The organism is Sphingomonas dokdonensis (assembly GCF_002197685.1).
Lineage (GTDB): Bacteria > Pseudomonadota > Alphaproteobacteria > Sphingomonadales > Sphingomonadaceae > Sphingomonas > Sphingomonas dokdonensis.
Genome location: NZ_NBBI01000002.1, coordinates 285,793 through 310,056, shown reverse-complemented (window position 1 = coordinate 310,056; position 24,264 = coordinate 285,793). Strand labels below are relative to the sequence as shown.

Sequence of the window (24,264 nt, the reverse complement as noted above, 5' to 3'; positions counted from 1 at the left end):
GACCGGCGATGATCGCAAAAGAGGTGCCGCGCGGCCATGCCGGGCTGCTGGCCCTGGAGGAAAAGGACGCTCCGCCTCCCCCTCGTGGCCTTTCCCTGTGACTGCCGGACTTGTTTCATGAACGTCGATCAGTTCGATTTCGATCTACCGCCCGCGCGCATCGCGCTGCGCCCCGCCGCTCCGCGCGATGCGGCGCGCCTGCTCGTGCTCGATAGCGACGGTACCCGCGACCGCACGGTGGCGGATCTGCCGGATGCGCTGCGCCCCGGCGACCTTCTGGTCTTCAACGACACCCGCGTTATCCCGGCGCAGCTCGAGGGTACGCGCGGCGCGGCGAAGATCGGTGCCACACTGCACAAGCGCGAAGGGCCGCGGCGCTGGCGCGCCTTTATCCGCAATGCCAAGCGGCTGCGCGACGGCGATCCGATCGATTTCGGCGCGGGCGTCATGGCGATCGCGTCCGATCGCGCGGAAGACGGCAGCTTCGCGCTCGATTTCGCCGGTGACGAGCCGGTCGAACTGCTGCTGGAGCGCGCCGGGCGCATGCCGCTGCCGCCCTATATCGCCGCCAAGCGCCCGCTCGATGCGCGCGACGCGCAGGATTACCAGACGATGTTCGCGCGTGAGGCCGGCGCGGTGGCTGCGCCGACCGCCGCGCTCCATTTCACGCCCGCGCTGATGGCGGCACTCGATGCGGCCGGCATCGGCCATGCGACGCTGACGCTGCACGTCGGCGCGGGCACGTTCCTCCCCGTCAAGGCGGCCGACACCGACGATCACCAGATGCACGCCGAATGGGGCCGCATCGATCAGGCGACCGCCGATCGGCTGAACGCCGTGCGCCGCGACGGTGGACGGATCATCGCGGTCGGCACCACCTCGTTGCGGCTGATCGAAAGCGCTGCTGGCGAGGACCGCGTGGTACGCCCGTTCGAGGGCGACACGTCGATCTTCATCACCCCCGGCTACCGCTTTCGCGGCATCGACGGCCTGCTCACCAATTTCCACCTGCCGCGCTCCACCTTGTTCATGCTGGTGTCGGCGCTGATGGGGCTGGATCGGATGCAGGCCGCCTACGCCCACGCCGTTCAAAGCGAATACCGCTTCTATTCGTACGGCGACGCCTCCTTGCTGCTTCCCTAGGGGGCGCTCTCGGGGCCTGCATCTGGTGCCGACGGGATCGGCACGGTCGCCGGCGGGACGGTCGGTGCTGCTACCGTCGGCGGAACGGCGGCAGCGTCGCCGGCCTGCACCACGTCGCTTTTGGTGACCGCATAGTTCGGCCGCGCCTTGGCAATGTCCGCCGCCGTCACCAGCGCCTGCTGGATCAGCGCGGCGGTCTGATCCTTTGAAAAGCTCTTGTTCTTCGAAATGGCGCAAATCTGGAACAAGGCCACGTCAAGGAACGTGGCAACGTCGTTGCGGTCCTGCAGCGAGGATACCGCCTCGGTGATCGCCTGCGCCGTCTTCGCATCGACGCTCTGCCCCGATTTGAGCAGCGCCGAAATCCCCGCGCCGCCCGACATGTTTCGCGCCTTTGAGCTTTGCGCGCTCTGGATGCAGGCCGCGTCGCCGCTCGGATAGACGATGGCGGCGACGGCATGCGACGGCCAGGTCAGCACGGTGCCGTTCTTGTCCGTGTTGGTCATGCTGAACTGGCCGGGCACGATCTTGTCCTGGCCGTATTTCCATTCGTACGGCCCGGTTGCGCACGCCGAAAGCGCCAGTCCCGCCGCGATGATGGTGATCGTCCGCATGTTCCCACCCCTTTTCGTCAGTTCCAGCGGAAGCGGTCGCCAGAACAACCGCATCCGGCATCACCCGAAAGGGGGAGGTGAGAGAACGTCTGATCCGTTGCTGATGCAATTGCCCGGTCATGGCGCGGGAACGACGGCGCACCACGCGCGCTCGCTCCATCTGTCAGTCGCCCTCGCAAGCCGCTGGAATGGCGACGCGCAGAACTTATCTTGGCCAGATAATTCGGCTACCGCGTGCCGGCCCTGACTTAGTGGTAGGCGCAACGATCCACCGCAGCGCTAATCAAGGACCTGTAATGTCTCGCGTTTTCGATCGTCGTCAGCTGCTGCACGGCGCCGGCCTCGCCGGTGGCGGCCTGGCCTTGTCGGCGTACATGCCGGCATGGGCGCAGTCGGTATCGCCCGGGGTGATCCGACCGCTGCCGACGGTTTCGGGCGCTGACATCACCTTGCGAGTCGCGCACCAGATGATGATGATCGACGGCCGTACCAGTCACGCCATCGGCATCAACGGCACCGTGCCCGCGCCACTGATCCGGCTGCGCGAGGGACAGAACGTCCGCCTCCATGTCGAAAACACGCTAGACGAGGATACCTCGATCCACTGGCACGGGCTGATCCTGCCGTTCCACATGGATGGCGTGCCCGGCATCAGCTTTCCCGGGATCAAGCCGCGCTCCACCTTCACCTATGAATTTCCGATCCGCCAGTCGGGCACCTATTGGTATCACAGCCATTCGGGGCTGCAGGAGCAGATGGGCCACTATGGGCCGATCGTGATCGACCCCGCCGGCGCCGATCCGGTCGCGTCGGATCGCGAGCATGTGATCGTCCTGTCCGATCACAGCCCGATGCACCCGCACCTGATCTTCAAAAAGCTGAAGCAGCAGGGCGGCTATTTCAATTATCAGAAGCAGACGCTCGCCGGGCTGCTCGCGGGCAAGGACCAGCCCGCCGCCGAGCGCACCCGCTGGGGCGCGATGCGCATGGACCCGGCCGACGTCGCGGACGTGACCGCCAGCACCTACACCTATCTGGTCAACGGCCATGGCCCGCGCAACAATTGGACCGGGCTCTTTCAGCCGGGCGAGCGGGTACGGCTGCGGCTGATCAACGCTTCGGCGATGACGACCTTCAACCTGCGTATCCCCGGCCTGAGGCTAACGGTGGTCGAGGCCGACGGTCTTCCCGTCCAGCCGGTGACAGTGGACGAAATGCAGATCGCGGTTGCCGAAACCTATGACGTCATCGTGCAGCCGCCAGACGACCGCGCCTATACCATCGTCGGCGAAAGCGTCGATCGTTCCGGCATGGCCCGTGCGACGCTCGCCCCACGCGCCGGCATGGTCGCGCCCGTGCCGGCGCTGCGCAAACGCCCGCTCGCCGACATGAAGGACATGGGCATGGGCGCGATGGATCACGGTGACGGCGGGACGACCATGCCCGGTCACGGCGAAATGCACGCGGGCATGGATCACGGCGCGATGACTCATGCATCTCCCGCTCCCGCGCCGGCTCCCGCCTGTGCGCCCGAACACGCCGCCATGGGGCATTGCACCCTCCCCGGCGCACCCGATGCGGGCGCCGTTCCAGCAGGCGGCGCAGGCCATGCCGCGGGTGCGATGGATCATGCGATGCGCGACTTCTCGAACGCGCCCGAAGTAAAGAAGACGCCAACGGTGCAGACCATTTCGCCCATGCCGATGGACCGCATGGGTGATCGCGGTCAGGGACTGGAGGGCGTGCCCCATCGCGTTCTGGTGTATACCGATCTGAAGGCCGTGACGCGCAATCCCGACACGCGCGCGCCCAGCCGCGAGCTGCGCATCCACCTGACCGGCAACATGGAACGCTATATGTGGGCGTTCGACGGCGAGAAGCTTAGCGAGGTGACCGCCCCGATCGCGTTCAGCCAGAACGAGCGGGTTCGCGTCACCCTGGTGAACGACACCATGATGGGTCACCCGATCCACCTGCACGGCCATTACTTCGAGCTGGTCACCGGCCATGGCGATCACGCCCCGCGCAAGCACACGATTCAGGTGCAGCCCGGCGGCACCGCCACCTTTGATCTGACCGCCGATGCGGTGGGCGATTGGGCGTTTCACTGCCATCTGCTCTACCACATGCATGCCGGGATGATGCAGGTCGTCTCCGTCCGTCCCGCTGGTGAGGCCGCCGCATGATCGCGCTCGCCCTCCTCGCGGCAGCCCTGACCACCGGCGACGCGCCAAGCCCCCCGCAGCGTCACGGCGAGCACATGCAGCATCAAGCGCCGGCTGCTGACGCTACGCCGCCCGAGCACCATCCTCCGCAGCCGACCGATGCTCCGGACTCTTCAGCGCATGCGCATCACGCCGGCGCGATGGATGCGCCGAGCCCGGCCGATCCCGCTTGCCCGCCCGAGCATGCGGCCATGGGCCATTGCACGCCGAAACCCGCCGGAACGATGCCGAACGCGGCCGGCCCTCACCCCGCTTCCCCCTTCCCGCCTGCCGTCACTCCGCCCTCACCCGGCAGCGTTCAGCCGACCTACGCCGATCGCATCTGGGGCCACGACGCGATGGCCGCGGCTCGCGCCACCATGCGCCGCGAGCATGGCGGCATGGCTTTTTCGCAGGTCATGCTCGATCTGGCGGAGGTGCAGCTGCGCGGTGGCCGCGACCGCTACCGCTGGGACGGCGCCTTCTGGTATGGCGGCGACATCAATCGCCTGACGCTCAAGACCGAGGGCGACGGGGCCTTCGGCGGCAGCACCGATGCCGAGGTCCAGGCGCTCTACAGCCGCGCGATCGGCCCGTATTTCAACCTGCAGGCCGGCGTCCGTCAGGATATCGCCACTGGCCCCGACCGCACCTACGCCACCGTCGGCGTCGAGGGCCTTGCCCCCTATTGGTTCGACGTCGAAGGCGCGCTGTTCCTGTCCAACAAGGGTGAGCTTTTGGCGCGGATCGAAGGCTATTACGACCAGCGGATCACCCAACGCCTCGTTCTCCAACCGCGCGCAGAGATCAACCTGTCCGCCCAGCGCGTCCCCGTCCGCCAGCTCGGCAGCGGCGTGACCGATGCCGAGCTTGGCCTGCGGCTGCGCTACGAAATCGCGCGAGAGTTCGCCCCCTATGTGGGCATGTCGTGGGAGCGCCAGCTCGGCGGCACTGCCCGTTATGCGCGCTCGGTTGGAGATGACGCCGGTGGCTTCGGCGTCGTCGCCGGTATCCGCGTCTGGTTCTAAGCAGTTAGCAAAAATGCTCACGGTCAACGCCTAACGACTGAGATAAGGCGTATCGCGATCGATTCTCATTAGAGATTGACTCTGATAATCGTTCTCATTAGCCGTCACCCTCAACAAGGACTTGGGGGTTCCATGACAGTGTCTTCAGCGCCGCGGGCGGCATCATTCCTGGCGATATCGTGCGTCGGTTTTCTCGCCACCGCGCCCGCCGCTGCCGAGACGCCATCAGGATCGTCGACCCCGCAGGATCGCACCGCCGCCAACCAGAGCGACGACGAGCGCAATGACATTTTGGTGAACGGCCAGCGCGAACGTAGCGAGCTGCAAGGCGCCAAGGCGATCGCCCCGCTCGTCAACACGCCGCGCTCGGTAGTCGTTCTGCCCAAGGACGTGATCGAGCAGACCGGATCAACCACGCTGGCCGATGCGCTGCGCACCGTGCCCGGCATCACCTTTGGCGCGGCCGAGGGCGGCAATCCGGTCGGCGATCGCCCCTTCATTCGCGGCTTCGATAGCCAGGGTTCGACCTTCGTCGATGGCGTCCGCGATCTGGCCGCGCAGACCCGTGACACCTTCGCGGTCGAGCAGGTGCAGATCGTTCGCGGGTCGGATTCGACGCTCGGCGGGCGCGGCAGCGCCGGCGGCTCGATCAACATCATCACCAAGTCACCGCAAACGACCGACTTCGTTCGCGCCAGCGCCAGCATCGGCAATGCCGACTACAAGCACGCCGCAGTCGACGTGAACCAGTATCTCGGCAACGGCATCGGCGTGCGTGTCGCCGGCATGTGGCACGATCAGGATGTCGCCGGTCGCGACGCCATCTGGTCGCGCCGCTGGGGCGTTGCGCCCTCGATCACCATCGGGCTCGAAAGCGACACGCGGCTGACCCTGTCCTATTACTATCTCGAAACGCATGAGCTGCCCGACGCCGGCATCCCGTACCTCTACACGGTCAACAATCTGCCGGGCACGGGCGAGATCTATGTCGAGCCGGCGATCGGCCGCGTCACCACCATCGCGGGCGTAACCGGCACGGTGAAGCGCGACGCCTTCTACGGCCTGAAGAGCCGCGACTTTCGCGATACCGTCACAAACCAGGCCAGCATGCGCGTCGAGCACGATTTCGGCGGCCTGACGCTGCGCAACACCTCGCGCTTCAGCCACAATCGCCAGGAATATGTGCTGACGCAGCCCGACGATCAGCAGGGCAACGTGTTCGGCACCAACCCTGCCTCGCCGACGACGGCCGGCGGGCTGGTCTGGCGCCGCAGCAACACGCGGCACGGCTATGTCGAGGGGCTGAGCAACCAGACCGATCTGTTCGGCATGTTCTCGACGGGCGCAATCAAGCACAGCATCGCGGCCGGCGTCGAGTTCAGCTGGGAAAAGGCGCGGCGCGGCACCTATGCGGTGGCGAATGGCTCCACGCTGTCGCCGCGCTGCACACCCGATGCGCTCGCCCGGTTCAACTGCACCAGCCTGTTCGATCCCAATCCGAACGATCCCTGGATCAATTACGCAAGCGACGCCTCGAGCGTCGCCACCCCGATCGCCAAGAACCCGTTCAGCACGCAAACGCAGAATGCCGCCCGTACGATGTCGGCCTATGCCTTCGATTCGATCACGATCACGCCAGCGCTGATCCTGAACCTCGGCGCACGCTATGACGATTTCACCTCGAAGCTGACGCCCGGCCAGCCCGCCACCGCTCCGGACACCTTCACCGTCGACCGCAATGACAAGCTGTTCAACTGGCAGGCCGGGCTGATCTTCAAGCCGAGCCGCAATACCTCGCTCTATGCCAGCTACGCCACCGCCGCGACGCCGCCCAACAGCCTGCTCGGCGAGGGGCAGGAGCCGAACGCACTGCCGACCACCTTCACGCCGGCCAATGTCGCGCTGCTCGACAGTCTGAAGGTGGAAAAGACCAAGTCGTACGAAGTCGGCGCCAAGGCCGATCTGTTCAACGAACAGCTCGCCCTCTCGGTCGCCGCATTCCAGACCGACACCAGCAACGCGCGCGTGACCGGTCCGGACGATACCGTGCAGTTCATCGGCAAGCGCCGCATCCGCGGCGTCGAATTCAGCTTCAACGGCAACGTCACGCCATGGTTGTCGCTCTTTGGCGGCTACACGCATCTCGATCCGAAGATCGTCGACGCCGGCTTCACCGCACTTACCGCACCGGCGATCACCGCGGGCGGCGTCACGCTCCAGCCGGCGCAGCGGGTGCTTGTTCCCTCGGCCAGCACCGGGCGGCAGGCGCCGCAAACCGCGCGGGACAGCTTCACCATGTGGGCGAACGTCACGCCCGTCGAAGGATTGTCGATCGGCGGCGGCGCTTTCTACATGAGCCGTGTCTTTGGCGGCTATTCCGATAACCGCCGCGCGACGCAGGATGCGGCCGGCGCCGTGACGGTGACGCCGGCCACCCGCGTCCGCGTCGTGACGGTGCCCGATTACTGGCGCTTCGATGCCCGGCTCGGTTACGCGATCAACGAACACATCGACCTCAGCGTCAACGTGCAGAACCTGACCGACAAGGTCTATTTCCCGCAGGCGTTCACCGCGCATTACGCCAGCATCGCCCCTGGCCGCACCGCCTTTGCCACGCTGGGCGTGAAGTTCTGACCGACCGCCTCGACCAGCTGTCGCCCGACGAGGTGCGCGCCCGCCTCTCCGGTTCGCCGGAGGAGCGGGCGGCGCTTATCCGCACGGGCGCCGAACAGGGCGTGGCGGACGCCCAGGCGGTGTGGGCGCAGATGCTGCTCGACGCGGGCAAGGCATCGGCGGGCTTTGCCTGGTTCAACAAGGCGGCGACGCAGGGGCACCTCATGGCGCTCAACATGGTAGGCCGCTGCTACGATCAGGGCTGGGGCGTGGCGATCGACAAGGACCGCGCCGCCGAATGCTTTCGCCTGGCGGCCGAGCGCGGACTCGACTGGGGCATGTACAATTACGCCACGGCGCTGACGCTCGGCGAAGGCGTCGCGGAGGACAAGGCTGCCGCGCTCGGCTGGTTTGAACGGGCCGCCGCGCTCGGCAATGCCAAGGCGATCAACTATGTCGGCAGCTTCCACGAGGACGGATGGGTGATCGCGCGAGACATGGCCAAGGCCGCCGAATGCTACGCCCGCGCGGCAGCCGGCGGTGACTTCCGCGGTGCCTTCAACCACGCCCGCATGCTGATCGCGGCGGACTGCCTGGACGAGGCGCGCGCGTGGCTAGCGCAATGCGCCCAAAGTGCCACACCGGCATTTCGCCGCAAGGCTGCGGCCTGGCTCGCCACCTCTCCCCACCCCGCCCTAGCCGAGGTGCTGCATGTCGAAACGGCAGATTGCGAAGTGGTGCCTTAGACCGCTTCCGCCATCAGCGCCTTGGCCTCCGCGCCGTTCCACTCCATCGCCCCGCTCACCCGCCAGAGCTCGCGCCCCTCGGCGTCCAGCATGATCGTGGTCGGCAGGTTCACCTTGTACGACAGGCTGAGGCCAAGATCAGGGTCGACATAGGGCGCGAGATTCGCAAGCTTGCGCTCGGCGAAGAACGGCGCGACCTTTTCGCGCTGCATGTCCTGGCTGATCGCAACCACGCGCACCTTGCCCTTCATGGCCTCGGCCGCCGCATCCAGGCTCGGCATCTCCTTGATGCAAGGTGCGCACCACGTCGCCCACAGGTTCACGAGCGTCGGCTGGCCGCGAAACGCGGCAAGCGTGATCTTCTTGCCCGCCGGATCGTAGAAGGACACGTCCGGCGCGGCCTCCCCCTTGTGCGATCGGTCGACCTTGCCGGCGGGCGTCGCCGCGTTGCCCGCCCCCGGAGTGACCTCGTCCGACGTCACCTCATCGGGCGCTGCGACGTTTGCTTGCTCCGGCGCAGGCGTTTGCCTATCGCAAGCCGCGGCCGTCAGTGCGGCCGCAAGGAGAAAGACGGTTCCCGAGCGCGATGGCATGAGCGATTCCAACCAGATGTGGGGCGGTCGGTTTGCCGAAGGCCCGGCCGCGGTGATGCGCGAGATAAATGCCTCCATCCCCTTCGACAAGCGAATGTGGCGGCAGGACCTGCGCGGCAGCCAGGCGCATGTCGCGATGCTGGCCGAGCAGGGCATCGTCGACCGCGACGACGCTGCCGCAATCGCGCGTGGGCTGGAACAGGTCGCCGCGCATTACGAGGCGAACGGCGTCGCCGAAGATCTGACGCTCGAAGACATCCACATGCAGACCGAGGCGCGGCTCGCCGAGGCGATCGGGCCGGTCGCCGGCCGCCTGCACACGGCGCGCAGCCGCAACGACCAGGTCGCCACCGACTTCCGCCTTTGGGTGCGCGACGCGATCGACGAGAGCGTTGCCGCCCTGGTCGCGTTGCAGAAGGCGCTGCTTGCCCGCGCGGAAGAGCATGCCGACAGCGTGATGCCCGGCTTTACGCACCTGCAATCGGCGCAGCCCGTGACGCTTGGCCACCACCTGATGGCCTATGTCGAAATGGCGCGCCGCGACGTTGGCCGCTTCACCGACGCGCGCGCCCGCATGAACCTGTCGCCGCTCGGCTCGGCCGCGCTAGCCGGCACCGGCTTTCCCGTCGACCGCCACGCCACCGCGGCCGCGCTCGGCTTCGACGGGCCGACGCGCAACTCGCTCGATGCGGTATCCGACCGGGATTTCGCAATCGAATATCTCACCTGCGCCGCGCAATGCGCGCTGCACCTGTCACGGCTGGCCGAGGAGTTCGTTCTCTGGGCCTCGCAGCCGTTCGGCTTTGTGTCGTTGAGCGATCAATGGTCGACCGGCAGCTCGATCATGCCGCAAAAGCGCAATCCCGACGCGGCCGAGCTGGTCCGCGGCCATGCCGGCCGGATCACCGGCTGCCTTGTCAGCCTGATGGTGACGATGAAGGGGCTGCCGCTCGCCTATTCGAAGGACATGCAGGATGACAAGCCGCCGGTCTTCGAATGCCACGACCTGCTCGGCCTGTGCCTCGCCGCGATGACCGGCATGGTGGAAAGCGCGACCTTCCGCACCGACCGGATGCGCGGCCTGGCGCAGAGCGGCTTTTCGACCGCGACCGATCTGGCCGACTGGCTGGTGCGCGAGGCCGGGGTGCCCTTCCGCGAGGCTCATCATATCACCGGAAAGGCCGTTTCCCGCGCAGAAGCGGCCGGTGTGCGTCTGGACGAATTGCCGATCGGCGACCTGGTCGCGATCGACAGCCGGATCGACGCGCGGGTGTTTGACGTGCTTTCGGTGGATGCTTCGGTCGCCAGCCGCACCAGCTTCGGCGGCACCGCCCCCGACAATGTGCGCGCCGCCATCCGCGAAGCGCGCGAGGCGCTGTCGTGAAGGCCGCCGTCCTCCTGCTCGGTCTGCTGCTGGCCGGCTGCGGCGCCTCGCGCGAGCTTAAGCCAGCTGAGGGCAAGCAACTGCCGGTTGCGCCTTATGGCGCCACCGCGACGCCGACCCCAAGCGACCTGCTTCAGGCAGAGCCGCAGGCCCGTCCGGGCCGCAGCGACGAACTGCTCCGCAACTCCGAGGAGCGGCGCAGCGACGAATTCGACCTCCCGCCAAGGTAATCAATGGACCATTTCGCACTCGTCAACGGCGAGCTTCACTGTGAAGCCGTTCCCCTGTCCCGCATCGCCGCGGAAGTGGGAACGCCTGTTTACGTCTATTCGGCCAATACGTTGCGCCGCCAGGCACAGCGCTTCCGCGACGGGCTGAAACCGGCGGGGCGCGTGCATCTCGCCTACGCGATCAAGGCGAACCCGAATATCGCCGTGCTGAACGTGCTGGCACGCGAGGGCTATGGCGCGGACGTCGTCTCCGGCGGTGAAATGGCGCGCGCGCTGGCCGCTGGGATGCCCGCCCACGACATCGTGTTTTCGGGCGTGGGCAAAACGCGCGCCGAGCTGACCAAGGGCATCGAAGCCGGTATCGGACAGTTCAATATCGAGCTGGAAGAGGAAGGCGTCGTCCTGGCGCAACTGGCCGCCGCCCGCGGCACCAAGGCGCGCGCCGTGCTGCGCGTGAACCCGGATGTGGACGCCGGCACCCACGCCAAGATCTCGACCGGCAAGCGCGAAAACAAGTTCGGCGTGCCGATCGACGAAGCCGCCGGCATCTTCGCGCGCCTGTCACAGCTCGACGGCCTGGAGCTGCGCGGCGTCGCCATCCACATCGGCAGCCAGCTGCTCGACATTTCGCCGCTCGAAGCCGCCTATACGCGGGTTGGCGCGCTGGTCGCGGAACTGCGCGCGGCCGGGCACACGATCACTCACGTCGATCTGGGTGGAGGCCTCGGGGTCAACTACAAGACCGGCGACGTGCCGCCCGATCCGGCGGATTTCGGCGCCATGGTGGCGCGCGTGACGCGCGACTGGGACGTCACCTTGATGTTCGAGCCAGGCCGGGTGATCGCGGGTAATGCCGGCGTGTTGGTGACCGAGGTGATCTGGGTGAAGCCCGGCGTCACCAACCCATACGTCATCGTTGACGCCGCAATGAACGACCTGGCCCGCCCTGCCCTTTACGATGCCTGGCACGATTTTCAGGCTGTCCGGCCGAGCGGCGAGCGGATGGTCGCCAGCATCGCCGGGCCGGTCTGCGAAACCGGCGACACCTTCGCGCGCGACCGCGAGATCGATGCCGTGAAGTCCGGCGACCTCGCGATCTTCCGCACCGCCGGCGCTTATGGCGCCACCATGGCGTCGACCTACAATTCGCGCCCGCTGGTGCCAGAGGTTCTGGTGGATGGCGACCGCTACGCCGTGGTTGCCGATCGTATCGCCGCCGAGACGATCCTCGCCGCGGAGCGCGTGCCGGACTGGCTGTGAGCCTGCACAGCCTGCCCATCTTCGTGCGGCTGCAAGGCCGCCACGTGATCCTGGTAGGCGTCGGCGAAGCGGCCGATGCGAAGCGGCGGCTGCTGGAGCGCGCCGGTGCGATCGTTGTCGGGGAGAATATCGGGGAGAGCGCGGCTCGGCTGGCCATCGTCGTGGACGATGACGCGGCGGTCGCGCGGCTCAAGGCGCGCGGCGTGCTGGTGAACGCGGTGGACCGCCCCGAGCTGTGCGATTTCACGTTGCCGGCAATCGTCGATCGCGCGCCGGTGCTGGTGGCGATCGGCACCGGCGGCGCTTCGGCCGGCCTCGCCGCAGCGCTGCGGCAGCGGCTTGAGGCCCTGCTCCCCGCAAGCCTCGGCCGCCTCGCCGACGCACTATTTGCCGCGCGTCCGGCGTGGCGGGCGCGCTATCCTGAAGCGGGTGCCCGACGCCGGGCGATTGCCGCCGCGCTCGCGCCCGGTGGCACTTATGATCCTCTGCAGCCGGCCAGCCTGCTTGGCACCCCGCCGGAACAGGATGGCGTTGCCGAGAGTAACGTCGTTTCGATGACCTTGCACTCCCGCGACCCTGACGACCTCACGCTGCGCCAGGCGCGGCTGCTCGCCAATGCCGACTGTGTCACGCATGCCGCCGACGTACCTGCCGCGATCCTCAACCGCGCGCGGGCCGACGCCGATCGCATCGCCTGCGACACGCCACCCGCCGGGCTGTCGGGGCTGGTTGTCGACGTGAGAATGGCGTGACCGGTTTCGCCTTTCAAATCAGCGACCAAGTCGCCAAAAGCCTTCCGGTAAAGGGGGCGATTTCTGGTGGTGCGGGGATGGTTTGGGTGCACCTGACCACGACCGCCGAGCATGCGCAGAACTGGCTGCGCGGTGAAGCCGGGCTGCCCGACTACATCGTCGATCCGCTGACCGCACAGGAAACGCGGCCGCGGTGCGATGCCTTTGATGAGGGGGCGTTCGTCAACCTTCGCGGGCGGACGGAGGAGGAGCTGGATCCGTCCGACATGCTCGCGTCGGTGCGCATCTGGGCGGAAAAGGGCCGCGTTATTTCGGTGACGCGCAAGCATTTGCTGGCGATCGACGCGGTGAAACGGGAGGTGGAAAGCGGCCGCGTCCGCGATCCCGGCGACATCATCACAGCCTTCGCCGGGGCGATAACGGCCGATCTAGACCCCGTCGTGGCCGACCTCGGCGACAGCCTCGACGATTGCGAGCAACAGCTCGACGCCGCCCGCGCCTTCGCGCTTCGCCGCAGCGTGACACAGGTGCGCGTGGAGGCGATCAACTATCGCCGCTTTCTCAATCCGCAGCGGGCAGCACTGGAAAAGCTTGCCGCCCTGCCCGGCGACTGGCTCGGCGCGGACGACCGCGCGCACCTTGCTGCTGCCGCCGACCGCGCGGCGCGCATGGCGGAGGAGGTGGAGGCGATCCGCGAGCGCGCCAGCCTGATCCACGAAACGCTGACCGACCTGCGCGCCGAGCAGCTCGACCAGCGCGGCCTGATCATCTCGATCGCCGCCATGGTGTTCCTGCCGCTCACCTTCATTACCGGCCTCTATGGCATGAACGTGAAGGGCCTGTGGCTGGCCGACGCGCCCTGGGCGTTCGACGCGATCGTCGGCTTGTGCGTCGTGATCGCCGTCGCCGTCACCGGATGGTTCGTCGCGCGCCACTGGCTGCGCTGACGCGGGCTGATCAGGCGGCGCGCGCCATTTTCCACGCGTCGGCGATTTCCGAGATCGTATCCGCTACCTGGCGGAACGGTGCGCCGTCCTGGCCCAGGCTCGCGTCGATCACCTGCTTGCGCGCGCCCGCATAGACGCGCGCCAGCGTGGTCGAGACCGGGCCGCCCCGTTCGAAATCGAGATTGGCCTCCAGCGCGAAGAGGATCGCGGTGGCGCGGGTCACCCGCTCGCTCTTCACGGCATATTTCTTGTGCTCCGCCGCCCAGGCCGCGACGCGCAGCGCGAGGCACAGCTCCTCGTAGAGCAATTGCACCAGCGCCGGGCCGTCCGCATTGGCGGTACGGCCGGCGAGGTCGATCTGGCGGTACGTCTGCGCAGGATCGCGCGACAGGACGGATGCGTACGCCATCAGTTGTTACCGTTCGTCCACGCCTTGATCTGGTTTTCCATGAACGTCTGCGTGGATTTGTACGCCGCCACGCGCGCGTTCATCGACGCGAATTGCTGCGTCAGCCGCGTGGTCATCTTCTCCTGCTGCGTGGTCAGCCGGTCCTGCTGTTCGGTAAGGTCGCTCTTGGCCTGATTGTACCGCGTGGCCGAGGCGCCGAGCCCGTACAGCGTGCTGGTGGCATTCAGCTTGATCGAGTTCAGCGCGGAAAGCACGCCCGAGCCATCGGACGAATTGGAGAACATAGCCTCGATGGCACCGGGATGATCGGCGATCGCCTTGCTCAAGGTGGCGCTGTTCACCGACAGCGTCCCATCACGGTTCGTCAGCACGCCAAGCTGCGCCAGCGTGCGCGGCTGATCCGCAGCGCCGCCCGGCAGCAGATCGCGCAGCGACAGTCCCTTCAGGCTGCGCATCATGTTCTGCGCGCCGGTGTCGCCGCGCAGGTCGCCGGTGATCGGATCGGTCTGCTTCTGCAATTCGCCCAGCAGCAGATTGTATGTGTAGACGAAATCCTCGACCGCACTGGTCAGTGCCTTGGTCGGCACTGAGGAGGACAGCGACACGGGCGTCGTTGAAGTGCCCGTGAGGTCCAGCTTCACGCCCTCGACCAGATCGCTGATGCTGTTGCTCGCACGCTCCACGGTGATGCCGTCGACCGACAGCACCGCGTTGCCGGCCTTGCCGGTGACGTTCATGCCGGCGGCGTTCGGGCCGACGTTGAACTGCGACAGCGTGCCTGAAGGATCGCTGGTCGCCTCCAGCGTAAACGCCTTGGCCGACCCGGTCTCGCCGCGCAGCGACAGAAAGGCGCGGCCATCGGCATCGGTGACGACCGAGGCAGTAACGCCGGCCTGCTTCTTGTTGATCGCGGCCGCGATGCTGGTGAGCGACCCATCGGTGATGTCGATCGCGATCGTGTCCTCGGCGCCGTCGCCATCGGCATCGGTGCCGGTGATGCCGGTCATCGCGCCGCCCGCATCGTAGCTGGCCGTGCCGAGCTTCAGCGTGAACGTGCCCGAGCCGATCACCTCGCTCTTGCTGGCGACGCTGTTGACCGACACCGCCGTTTGCGCGGTTGCGAGCCGATCGACGCGGATGCTGGCGGTCATGCCCGTCAGCTTCGCGCCCGAGATCGGCGTGGCGGTGAGCACCGACGCGTTGCTGCTGACCGGCTGCGACTGGAGCGTCCCGCCCTTCACCAGCGTATCGAGCGCGGCGGCGAAATCGGTGATCGCGCTTTTCAGCGTCGAAACGCCCGACAGTTGCGCGGTCAGCTTGTCCGACTTGGCGGTGAGTGCGGCGTTCTTGGACGCGAACTGCGCCTGGACGAGGCCGGTCACCAGCGCGTCGGTATCGACGCCCGATCCGGTGTTGAGCGAGGTGAGCAGCGCGCTCGCGGCGGACTTGGTGACGCTGGTGGTGGTCGTACCCGCCGCGGAGGTGCTGGAAACATCGGTCATGACACGAATAGAAACGACCGAAGCTGCGGAAGATTTAGCCCCTCACGGCAAGCGGCACTTAATTCAGCGCCGCTCCGTTTTCGTCGAAGCGCGCGCCCACCGGCACGTCGACCGCGGGCAGCGGCGCGCTGCCGCCCATTTGCGCGTTGAGCCCAAAGACGAACGCCAGCACCGTCGCGATCGCCATGTAGAGATCGTCGCGCACCTCCTGGTTCTCGCGGCTGGTGTAGTAGATCGCACGCGCGAGCATCGGGTATTCGAGGATCGGCACCGCCATGTCGCCGGCGATCTCGCGAATGGCGAGCGCGGTCGCGCCGCGCCCCTTGGCGACCACCACCGGCACCTGATCGCGTCCGCGATCGTAGCGCAGCGCAACCGCGAAGTGCGTCGGGTTGGTCAGCACCACATGCGCCTCACCCACCGCACGGCGCGTGGAACGCGAGAGCATGGCGTGCTGGCGCGATCGGATCTGCGCCTTGACCTCGGGATTGCCTTCGCTCTCCTTGTGCTCGTCCTTCTGCTCCTGCTTCGACATGAGCAGCTTCTTCATGCGCTGGAACATCTGCAGCGGCACGTCGATCATCGCGATCGCGACCAGCCCCATCGACATGACGATCATCAACGTGGTGAGTGTGCCGCCGAGCGCGCTGACCGCGGCCTCGATGTTCGCCCGCGCAAGGCCAAGCGTGGTGCGCGCCGAACTCATCAGCAGCCAGGCGCCGATCGAGCCGAGCAGCGCCACCTTCAGCAAGGATTTGCCGAGCTCGATCCAGCCGTTCATGCCGAAGATGCGCTTCAGCCCGGAGGCGGGATTGATGCGATTGCCCTTGGGCGCGAGCAGCCCGGCGTTGAACTGAAGCGAGCCGAGCGCGGCCGAACTGGCGACGCCCGCCGCCATCACGATCGCGAACAGGGTGCCGAATGCGGGAAGCAGCTTCCACCCGGCGGCGGCCAGCGGGCGGAACGGCTGGAAATCCTCCACGTCGCTGCGCGTGAACTGAAAGCTTTCGGCCATCACGCCCTTGCAGGCGGCGATCAGCATCGGGCCGAAGAAGACGAGCCACGCCACGCCGGCGAGCGCGACCAGCGCGGTCGCGAACTCGCGCGATTTGAGAACGTCACCCTTTTTCCGCGCGTCCTTGAGACGCTTGGGTGTCGGGGCTTCTGTCTTTTCGCCGAACTCGTCAGCCAAGTACCAGGCTCCGTGCCGCTTCCAGGCCCTCGCGTACGACGACCAGCATGTAATCTCCCATCGCCGGGAAGGCTGCTGCCATCGCGATCACGCCGACCGCCAGGCTGGCCGGCAGACCGATCGAGAACAGATTCAGCGCCGGTGCCGACCGCGAGATCATACCGACCACGAGATTAAGGCAGAGTAAAAGAAAGCCGACCGGGAGCGCGAGCAGCAGCCCGGCGAAAAAGGCGTAGCCGCCGAACAGCGCGATGTCGCGCAGCTGCTCGGGCGCCATCCAGGCGGCGCCCGGCGGCAGCGCGGTGTAGCTGCGCGCGACGGTATCGACGAGTACGAGGTGCCCGTCGATCGACAGGAACAAAAGCGTCAGCAGGATCGAAAGGAACTGGCCGATCGCGGGCGACGAGCGCCCGGAGTTCGGATCGATCATGTTGGCAAAGCCGATCCCCATCGATCCGCCGATCAACTCGCCGGCGATCAGCGGCGCGGCAAAGGCGATCTGGAGGATGAAGCCGAGCGCCAGGCCCACCAGCGCCTCGGCGGCGATCGACAGGAAGGTCGCGACCGCGAACACCTGCGGCGGGGGCGTGATGTCGTGCATGCCGAGCACCAGCACGCCGATCGCGCCGGCCAGCACCACGCGCACCTGAAGCGGCACGGAGACGTTGCCGAACACGGGCGCGGCGACGAACGCCGCCCCCACGCGCACCATCACGAACAGGAGCGCCCATAATTGCGGCTCGATCGAGAGGCCGAAGCCCAGCATCGTAGCCTAGCGGACCAGATCGGGAATACGCTCGAAGATCGAGACGGTGAAATCGCTGATGAGCCCCAGGATCATCGCGCCGAAGATCACCAGCGACAGGCCGACCACGATCAGCTTGGGCACGAAGCTCAAGGTCTGTTCCTGGATCGAGGTTGCCGCCTGGATCATGCCCAGGATCAGGCCGGAGACGAGCGCGGGGATCAGGATGGGCGCGGCGGCGAGCGCCAGCACCCAGAGCGTCTGGTTTGCGACGGTGAGGAAATAATCGGCGTCGACCATGATCCCTAACCCGCGAAACTGTTGGCGAGGCTGCCCATGGTCAGCGCCCAGCCGTCGACCAGGACGAACAGCAAGAGCTTGAACGGCAGCGAGATGATCGTCGGGCTGAGCATCGCCATGCCAAGCGCCATCAGCACCGTCGCGACGACGAGATCGATGACGAGGAACGGCAGGAAGATAAGGAAGCCGATCTGGAATGCGGTCTTGAGCTCGCTGGTGACAAAGGCGGGCAGCAGCACCGAAAAGGGGATGTCATTGGGGCTCGCGTACGGCCCGGACTTTGCCATTTCGGCGAACATCGTCACGTCCTTCACCCGCGTCTGCTTGGCCATGAAGGCATGGAGTGGGGCGCCGGCGGTCTTGATCAGATCGGTGCCGCCCATCTGCCCCGCCGCATAGGGCTGGATCGCGGTGGTGTTGATCTGGCTGATGACGGGCGCCATCACGAAGAACGACAGAAACAGGCTGAGGCCGATCAGCACCTGATTGGGCGGGGTCTGCTGCAGGCCCATCGCCTGGCGCAGGATCGACAGCACGATGATGATCCGCGTGAAGCTGGTCATCATCAGCAGGATGCCCGGCAGGATGCTGAGCAGGCCCATGATGATGAGCACTTGCAGCGACAGCGACATCGAGCCCGAGCCGTTCTGCCCGCCACCTAGCTGGCCGAGCGCGCGGTCCACCGCGTCACCGGCGCCGGGCGCGGCGGGTGCGGCTTGCGCGAAGGCGGGCATGGCGACCAGCACCGCCACGATGAAGGCGAAGGCGATCAGCAGCGCCTTGCTCCAAGAAAAGGAGGCCGGGCGGCTGTCGGCGGCGTCGCGGAACAGCGCGGGGCCGTTGCCCATCCGGGTGACGCTCACGAAAAGGTCCTCGGCGCCTCGGCACGGTCGACCAGCGTGACGCCGCCGCGCCCGACCGAAACCAGCAGGCGCTTGCCCTCGAACTCGACCACCGCGAGCTTCAGGCCCGGCGAGATCATCATCGTTTCCTTGACGGCGATGAGGCGCATGTCGGCGCGGCCCGGCATGCGGGTTTCCAGCTTGCGCCAGAGATAGAGGCAGCCGATCATCAGTCCGCAGACGAGCGGCAGCAGCACGATCAGCTTCAGAATGTACGACCACATCATGGCGGTGGATCAGCTGCGCTTGTCGGGGTTGACGAGCTCGGTCATGCGCACGCCGAAACGGTCGCCCACCGTCACCACCTCGCCGCGGCCGATCAGCGTGCCGTTGACGAAGACGTCGAGCAGTTCGTTGGCCTGGCGATCGAGCTCGATCACGCTGGATTCGCCCAGCGCCAGCAGTTCGCGCAGCGTCAGCTGGGTGGAGCCGATCTCCACCGTCAGCTTCACGTCGACGTCCTGCAACAAGCGGAAGTTCGCGGCGAGGGCGCCGTCGCCCAGATCCTTTGGCGGAAAGCCGCCGCTCATGTCGTTCACTGGGTCAATCCTTCGAGAGAGGCGAGCGAGGTCAGTTTGATCGCGGCATGGCCGTTCGACGTGCCGACGGTGCCGCTGCCCAGGCGATCGTTGCCGACCATCACCGGCACGTCCTGGCCGAAGCTGATCGGGATCACGTCACCGGTCTGGAGCGACATCAGCTTGGACAGCCGGATCGTCGGCTCGGCGAGAACCGAGCGGACCGGAAAGCGGACGTTCATCGCCGCGCGGGTGAGCGCGGTCTGCCAGGCGGCATCCTCGGCAGCGGCCTTGGCCACCACCTTGCCGGTCAGCGCGGTGCCGTGCGGCTTCAGCGCGGACACCGGATAGACGAGGTCGATAAACGAGGGCTTCGCACTGCCCGGCGCAATGCCGAAGCGCGTGACGATCAGCGCATCGTCACCGTCGAAATTGGACAGCATGGAGGCGTTCGCCTCGCACCGCCCGACCGTGAACGTGACGCGCGCCAGCGGCTCCCACGCGGCGGTGAGCGGCTGCGCGATCATCTGCCCGAGCCGCGCCACCATCGCCTCGGCGGCCGGCGAGAATTCCGCCGGCATCTCGGCCGGCGCGGCCCCGGTGCCACCAAAGAACAGGTCAAGCAGTTCCAGCACGAAGCCGCCGTCGAGCACCAGCAACGCGGTGCGATCGTCCATGCCCAGCGGCAGCCAGGCGGTCAGCCGATCGGGGCGCTCCGCGCGATAATCGGAAAAGCGCTGCACCGCGAGCGGCTCAGCCCAGGCCCGCACCTCCTCGCGCAGCAACGGCTCGAACACGCCGCGCATGCCCCGCGCCAGTCGCGCGGAGAGATGCTGCAACGTGTGCAGGTCGCCGAACGGATTGAGCTTCGCCTGACCGAGGCCGCCCGTCTGGACGGCCTGCGGACGGGCGCGCTCTCGCCGTTCGCGAGGAAGATCTGGCTTGGCGTTAACCATAGAAGGTCACTGAACAACAAAATTGGTAAAGTAGACGTTACCAACGCCGCCAAAGCCCTCTTTCTGTTCCAGCGTTTTGTTGATCGCGACGGTCAGCCGCTTGGCCAGCGCCGCCTTCCCCTGCGAGGAAAACACCTGATCCTCGGTGGTGTCGCCCAGCGCCATCAGGATCGCCGAGCGGATCGCGATATCGTTGGTCTTGATGTTCTGGATGACCGTGTCGTCGTACGGCGTGGAGATCGCGACGCCGACCTGGATGAAGTGCACCGAATCCTGAAGATTCGCGGTAAACTCCTTTTCCAACGCGAAATAATTGGAGGCGTAGCGCTCGCCGCCGTCGCCCGCGGGCGTCGGCTTGCCCTCGTGCGACGATGCCTCACCCTCGCCGCCGCCACCGTGACCGCCGCCCGATTCGCCGTCCTCGCCGGCCCGCTTCTGCTCGCTCTTGGGCACCAGCTTGGGCTTCGGCGGGCCTTCCTCATGCGCCGCGCCGCCGCCGACTAGGCCCGAGCCGGCGGCATAAAGCCCCGCGCCGACGCCGCCGCCGATCAGCACCGCGCCGCCGGCCGCGATCACCAGGATCTTGCCCAGCTTGCCCTTCTTCTTCTTGGGCGGCGAATCGGCCGCGTCCTTTTTCTCGTCACTCACTGCTCAACGCCCCTTGCGGTTCATGCGATTCGTTCGTCGGCCACGCCGACCGCGTCCGATGACGCGGGCTGGCTATACCGATGGGAGGAAAGCGGCACCGACGCCGGCGCGCGCTGCCCCTGCGATTGCTGCTGCTGCTGCTGCTGACTAGGATCACCGCCGGCCTGCGCGGACAGCTTCAGGCCCTTTGCCTCGGCCAGCTCGGCCAGTTTCGGCTGCGCGTCGGCCAGCAGCTGGCGCGTCTCGGCCTGCTGCGCGTTGAAGTGGACGGCAACGCCATCACCCTCGCGGCGCAGCGACACGTCGATGGTGCCGAGCTTGTCGGGTACCAGGCGGATGCTGGTATCCGCCGCGTCCAGCGCGTCGCGCATCATCTCGATGCGCTCGATCATCTTGGCCGGCCAGGTCGCGCGCGCCATGTCGAGCGCGGCGTGGCGACTTTGCTCGACCGCGGCTTGCGGCGTCAGCTCGGCCGTCGGCGCGAGGCCGGCGATCATCGCGTCGCTCGCCTCGCCACGACGCTCGTCTCGCGCGGCGCGATGAATGGCGGCGGCGAACATCTGCGCGGCGGGCGCGACCTGCCGTACCTGTACCGGCAGCTCGACCTGCACAGGCGCCTTCACGCTCGGCGGCAGGTGGTTCATCGCGATAGCTTCGGCGCGGTCAGGCTTGCCTTGGCCGTTCGCTTCAGCGCCGACGGAAAGCGCCGGTGCACCTGAAGCAGGTTGCGCCTGCGCCGCAATGTTTGGCGTCACCGATAGCTGAGTGGGCGCTGGACCACCGTCCGGCGCGGCGGGCGGCGCAAGCGAGAAGGCCGGTGCGGCGACATTCTGCGACGACGCCGGCATGGCACCGACCGGTTGCTGCGCAGGAAAGCCATTCGAGGGCGTCGTACCCGGTGCGAGCGGCGGCAACCCGGCTGCTGGCGTCAGAACCGCCGCGCCCTCGGGCGCCGCACCGACGGGCGCGGAGAGCGTCACCTCGCCCTCACCCGCCGCGCTGGCGCCCGCCGCTACCGCCAGCGGGATTGCCGACGTGATCGTCGGCTGCGCGCCGGCGCTCACCGGCGCAGGCGGCGGACAGGTGACCAGCCAAGTCGGCGGCGCGATCCAGCCGCCAGGCTGCACGACATCGCTGCCGTCGTCGTCCTTGCCGGGGCTTGCCGGCAAGCCGTTGCCGCCCTCGCCGTCATCTTGCCGCGGCGACACCGGCGCCAGATTCCCCGGCAGCAGGACCACGCCGCGCTCGCCGCCAGCCGCGCCCGGCTGGCGCGGCATCACGGGCGCGACTGGACCCGGCACGAGCGCCGCCCCGTCGTCGTCGCCGTCTTCCCCCGGCTGGCGCGGCATGACAGGCGCGACAATGCCGGTCAGCGACACCGCAGGATCGTTGCCGCCTGCCGTGCCGGGTTGTTGCGACATCACCGGCGTCACGGATGCGGGGAAATGCGGCGCGAGACCCTGCTCAGTGGTGACACCTGGCTGCTGCGGCATCACCGGTGCCACGAATCCGGGAAGACGGGGCGCAAGACCGTTGTCGATAACGACGCCCGGCTGCTGCGGCATCACCGGCGCCACCGGCCCCGTCAAAAGCGCGGCAAAGCCGCTTTCGCCATGCGCGCCGGGCTGGCGCGGCGTTACCGGTGCAACATGCCCCGGCAGCGGCGCCACCTGCCCCTTGCGCGGTGCGGCCTTGCCCGGCGCGCCGCCAGGATGCCCGGCGGCGAGGGTATCGGTAAAGCTGGTCAGCGTTGGCATCATGGCAGCGATCTGCGTCTCGTCACGTTATTCGACGAGCAATCAGCAAGGATCGTGCCGAATTCCCTGCTTGATCGGCCGGGTGGGCGGCGCGTCCTGTAGCGCGCGGATCGCGCGCAGCGCGGCCTCCGCCTCGCCACGCGCGATCAGCTTTTCCACCGCGGTCTGGTCGCGCTTGGCCGAACGGGTCGCCTCGGCGGCGCGGGTCGCCTCGGCAGCGGCGTTGCGCACGCGATTCGCGATCACCTCGGCATTGCGGTGCAGCTTTTCGCGATAATGCGCCATGGCGGCGAACGAGACGGCGGCGCCGCTCCCCTCCCCCGGCGCCACCGCCGATGCGAGCTGCGCGATCCGCTGCGACAATGCGGTTTCGCTCGCCACCTGCTCGTGCGCGCGCGTTTCTTCCGCGCGGGCGAGGCCGAGCTGCAGCGTGCGCACGCGGTGGATGCGCTGGAGCTTCTTGTTATCCATCGCCGAACACGCCGGTAAGCTCGGTCACCGCATCGTCGAGCGAGACGCTGGCATCCGAATCCTGCCGGATGAACTCCATGACGGCGGGGTGGTAGGCGATGGCGGCGTCGATCGCGGGATCGGCGCCGGCGCGATAGGCGCCCATCAGCACGAGATCGCGGTTTTCCTCATAGGTCGCCAGGTGCCGGCGCAGCACGCGCGCGGCCTGGATGTGCGGCTTCACCGCAATGTCGGTCATCACGCGGCTGACCGACTTGGACACGTCGATTGCTGGATAGACGGCATGTTCGGCCAGCGCGCGGCTCAGCACGATATGCCCGTCGAGGATCGAGCGGGCGGAATCGACCACCGGGTCGTTGCCGTCGTCTCCGTCGGCCAGCACGGTATAGATGGCGGTGATCGCGCCGCCGGTGTTCACGTCGGTGCCCGCGCGCTCGATCAGGTTCGGCAGCATGGCAATGGCGGACGGCGGATAGCCGCGCGCCGAGGCGGGCTCGCCCAGCGCCAGCCCGATCTCGCGCCCGGCGTGCGCCACGCGGGTGAGCGAATCCATGATGAGGAGGACGTTCTTGCCCTCGTCACGGAATGCCTCGGCGATCGCGGTCGCCCGCAGCGCGCCGCGGATGCGCAGCACGGGCGAGTGATTGGCGGGAACGGCAACGACGACCGAGCGCGCACGCGCCTCACCCGCGACCTTGGTTTCTAGGAAGTCGGCGACCTCGCGGCTGCGCTCGCCGATCAGGCCGATGACGATCACGTCGGCCTTGGCCGCGCGCACCATCATGCCGAGCAGCACCGACTTGCCGACGCCCGAGCCGGCCATGATGCCGACGCGCTGGCCCTTGCCGATGGTGAGAAGCCCGTTGATCGCGCGCACGCCGACGTCGAGCGGCTCCAGCACGCGGCCGCGATCGAGCGGGGATTGCAGCTTGCCGGCAAGCGGCCAGCGCGTAGCACCGCGGATCGGCCCCAGCCCGTCGATCGGATTGCCCGCGCCGTCGACCACCCGGCCGAGCAGCGCCGCGCCCACCTCCGCCTCGCCCGGCGCCCCGGTCGGACGAACCGGCATCTGCGGCAGCAGCGCGGCGGGGCCGCCAAGGTTCATCAGCAGCGTGCGCCCGTTGCGAAAGCCGATCACCTCCGCCTCGACGCCCACGCCTGCGTCGCCGATGCGGCAAACGGTGCCGACCGGCAGCGTCAGGCCCACCGCTTCCATCAACAGGCCGTCATACGACGCGAGCCGGCCGGCGACCTTTGGCGCCGGGCGGAAATCGGCATTGCCCAGCGATTCAAGATAATCGGCGGTGAAGCGGTTGAGCATCGGGGATCCTGGCAAGCCGGCGTCGGCGG

At 67.5% G+C, this 24,264-nt stretch carries 25 protein-coding genes; 10 read left to right on the top strand and 15 right to left on the bottom strand.

Translation table 11 applies throughout. The features are described from left to right. The first annotated feature begins 117 nt into the window (after nt 1-117). The gene (queA, locus tag SPDO_RS06380; protein WP_088366637.1) at nt 118-1,143 is read left to right on the top strand and encodes a tRNA preQ1(34) S-adenosylmethionine ribosyltransferase-isomerase QueA; all 1,026 of its coding nucleotides are present in this window, start codon (nt 118-120) and stop codon (nt 1,141-1,143) included. Here the strand turns inward: queA and SPDO_RS06375 are convergent. Beyond that, nucleotides 1,140-1,757: a hypothetical protein gene (locus SPDO_RS06375; RefSeq protein WP_088366636.1), complete on the bottom strand. Its 618-nt coding sequence runs from the start codon at nt 1,755-1,757 to the stop codon at nt 1,140-1,142. The genes queA and SPDO_RS06375 overlap by 4 nt on opposite strands. 296 nt (nt 1,758-2,053) lie before the next feature. On the opposite strand from SPDO_RS06375, the gene SPDO_RS06370 reads away from it, so the two are divergent. The 4 genes from SPDO_RS06370 (at nt 2,054) to SPDO_RS06355 (ending at nt 8,348) form a co-directional block, all read left to right on the top strand. Continuing rightward, nucleotides 2,054-3,943 carry a copper resistance system multicopper oxidase gene (locus SPDO_RS06370; protein ID WP_088366635.1) on the top strand — a complete coding sequence of 630 codons (1,890 nt, stop codon included), beginning with the start codon at nt 2,054-2,056 and terminating at the stop codon, nt 3,941-3,943. Beyond that, a complete protein-coding gene (locus SPDO_RS06365; protein ID WP_245829246.1) occupies nt 3,940-4,989 on the top strand; it encodes a copper resistance protein B in 1,050 nt (349 codons plus the stop codon). The genes SPDO_RS06370 and SPDO_RS06365 overlap by 4 nt, the downstream gene beginning before the upstream one ends. Nucleotides 4,990-5,121: 132 nt before the next feature. Next, nucleotides 5,122-7,623, top strand: a complete 2,502-nt coding sequence (locus SPDO_RS06360) for a TonB-dependent receptor (protein WP_088366634.1) — start codon at nt 5,122-5,124, stop codon at nt 7,621-7,623. Between the two features lie 32 nt (nt 7,624-7,655). Beyond that, on the top strand, nt 7,656-8,348 hold the full coding sequence (locus tag SPDO_RS06355) for a tetratricopeptide repeat protein (RefSeq protein ID WP_245829243.1): 693 nt from the start codon (nt 7,656-7,658) through the stop codon (nt 8,346-8,348). Here SPDO_RS06355 and SPDO_RS06350 read toward each other — a convergent pair. Continuing rightward, nucleotides 8,345-8,830 carry a TlpA family protein disulfide reductase gene (locus SPDO_RS06350; protein ID WP_342746658.1) on the bottom strand — a complete coding sequence of 162 codons (486 nt, stop codon included), beginning with the start codon at nt 8,828-8,830 and terminating at the stop codon, nt 8,345-8,347. The two genes, SPDO_RS06355 and SPDO_RS06350, sit on opposite strands and share 4 nt — an antisense overlap. Before the next feature lie 127 nt (nt 8,831-8,957). On the opposite strand from SPDO_RS06350, the gene argH reads away from it, so the two are divergent. Genes argH through SPDO_RS06325 form a run of 5 tightly spaced genes read left to right on the top strand, consistent with a single transcriptional unit; the run spans nt 8,958 to nt 13,514 of the window. Beyond that, complete coding sequence (gene argH / locus SPDO_RS06345; protein WP_088367013.1) at nt 8,958-10,325, top strand: argininosuccinate lyase; 1,368 nt, start codon at nt 8,958-8,960, stop codon at nt 10,323-10,325. Continuing rightward, entirely contained in the window at nt 10,322-10,555 is a 234-nt protein-coding gene (locus SPDO_RS06340) for a hypothetical protein (protein WP_088366631.1), read from the top strand. The genes argH and SPDO_RS06340 overlap by 4 nt, the downstream gene beginning before the upstream one ends. Nucleotides 10,556-10,558: 3 nt before the next feature. Then, nucleotides 10,559-11,815, top strand: a complete 1,257-nt coding sequence (lysA, locus tag SPDO_RS06335) for a diaminopimelate decarboxylase (RefSeq protein ID WP_088366630.1) — start codon at nt 10,559-10,561, stop codon at nt 11,813-11,815. A 2-nt stretch (nt 11,816-11,817) separates the two neighbouring features. After that, nucleotides 11,818-12,567, top strand: coding sequence for a precorrin-2 dehydrogenase/sirohydrochlorin ferrochelatase family protein (locus SPDO_RS06330; protein ID WP_088367012.1), 750 nt, complete (start codon nt 11,818-11,820; stop codon nt 12,565-12,567). Continuing rightward, on the top strand, nt 12,564-13,514 hold the full coding sequence (locus tag SPDO_RS06325; protein ID WP_088366629.1) for a CorA family divalent cation transporter: 951 nt from the start codon (nt 12,564-12,566) through the stop codon (nt 13,512-13,514). The genes SPDO_RS06330 and SPDO_RS06325 overlap by 4 nt, the downstream gene beginning before the upstream one ends. Before the next feature lie 10 nt (nt 13,515-13,524). Here SPDO_RS06325 and SPDO_RS06320 read toward each other — a convergent pair whose 3' ends face one another. The 13 genes from SPDO_RS06320 to SPDO_RS06260 are packed head-to-tail and all read right to left on the bottom strand — an operon-like array spanning nt 13,525 to nt 24,235. Beyond that, nucleotides 13,525-13,923, bottom strand: coding sequence for a flagellar export chaperone FliS (locus SPDO_RS06320; RefSeq protein WP_088366628.1), 399 nt, complete (start codon nt 13,921-13,923; stop codon nt 13,525-13,527). After that, nucleotides 13,923-15,425: a flagellar filament capping protein FliD gene (gene fliD, locus SPDO_RS06315; protein ID WP_088366627.1), complete on the bottom strand. Its 1,503-nt coding sequence runs from the start codon at nt 15,423-15,425 to the stop codon at nt 13,923-13,925. Before fliD ends, SPDO_RS06320 begins: the two co-directional genes overlap by 1 nt. Nucleotides 15,426-15,483: 58 nt before the next feature. Beyond that, nucleotides 15,484-16,617 (bottom strand): EscU/YscU/HrcU family type III secretion system export apparatus switch protein, encoded by a 1,134-nt coding sequence (locus SPDO_RS06310; RefSeq protein ID WP_088366626.1) that lies wholly within the window; start codon nt 16,615-16,617, stop codon nt 15,484-15,486. Continuing rightward, complete coding sequence (gene fliR, locus SPDO_RS06305) at nt 16,610-17,383, bottom strand: flagellar biosynthetic protein FliR (protein ID WP_088366625.1); 774 nt, start codon at nt 17,381-17,383, stop codon at nt 16,610-16,612. The genes SPDO_RS06310 and fliR overlap by 8 nt, the downstream gene beginning before the upstream one ends. 6 nt (nt 17,384-17,389) lie before the next feature. Next, a complete protein-coding gene (gene fliQ, locus SPDO_RS06300) occupies nt 17,390-17,662 on the bottom strand; it encodes a flagellar biosynthesis protein FliQ (RefSeq protein ID WP_088333447.1) in 273 nt (90 codons plus the stop codon). 5 nt (nt 17,663-17,667) lie between these two features. After that, on the bottom strand, nt 17,668-18,510 hold the full coding sequence (gene fliP, locus SPDO_RS06295; RefSeq protein WP_088366624.1) for a flagellar type III secretion system pore protein FliP: 843 nt from the start codon (nt 18,508-18,510) through the stop codon (nt 17,668-17,670). A gap of 11 nt (nt 18,511-18,521) precedes the next feature. Next, nucleotides 18,522-18,791 (bottom strand): flagellar biosynthetic protein FliO, encoded by a 270-nt coding sequence (locus SPDO_RS06290; protein ID WP_088366623.1) that lies wholly within the window; start codon nt 18,789-18,791, stop codon nt 18,522-18,524. A 9-nt stretch (nt 18,792-18,800) separates the two neighbouring features. Then, nucleotides 18,801-19,103: a flagellar motor switch protein FliN gene (fliN, locus tag SPDO_RS06285; RefSeq protein ID WP_211280009.1), complete on the bottom strand. Its 303-nt coding sequence runs from the start codon at nt 19,101-19,103 to the stop codon at nt 18,801-18,803. Beyond that, nucleotides 19,100-20,038 carry a flagellar motor switch protein FliM gene (locus SPDO_RS06280; RefSeq protein ID WP_088366622.1) on the bottom strand — a complete coding sequence of 313 codons (939 nt, stop codon included), beginning with the start codon at nt 20,036-20,038 and terminating at the stop codon, nt 19,100-19,102. Before SPDO_RS06280 ends, fliN begins: the two co-directional genes overlap by 4 nt. A gap of 6 nt (nt 20,039-20,044) precedes the next feature. Continuing rightward, a complete protein-coding gene (locus tag SPDO_RS06275; protein WP_088366621.1) occupies nt 20,045-20,686 on the bottom strand; it encodes a flagellar basal body-associated FliL family protein in 642 nt (213 codons plus the stop codon). A gap of 20 nt (nt 20,687-20,706) precedes the next feature. Next, nucleotides 20,707-22,446 carry a flagellar hook-length control protein FliK gene (locus SPDO_RS06270; RefSeq protein WP_088366620.1) on the bottom strand — a complete coding sequence of 580 codons (1,740 nt, stop codon included), beginning with the start codon at nt 22,444-22,446 and terminating at the stop codon, nt 20,707-20,709. Between the two features lie 39 nt (nt 22,447-22,485). Beyond that, complete coding sequence (locus tag SPDO_RS06265; protein ID WP_088366619.1) at nt 22,486-22,914, bottom strand: hypothetical protein; 429 nt, start codon at nt 22,912-22,914, stop codon at nt 22,486-22,488. Beyond that, nucleotides 22,907-24,235 carry a FliI/YscN family ATPase gene (locus tag SPDO_RS06260; protein ID WP_088366618.1) on the bottom strand — a complete coding sequence of 443 codons (1,329 nt, stop codon included), beginning with the start codon at nt 24,233-24,235 and terminating at the stop codon, nt 22,907-22,909. The genes SPDO_RS06265 and SPDO_RS06260 overlap by 8 nt, the downstream gene beginning before the upstream one ends. Nucleotides 24,236-24,264: the final 29 nt, after the last annotated feature.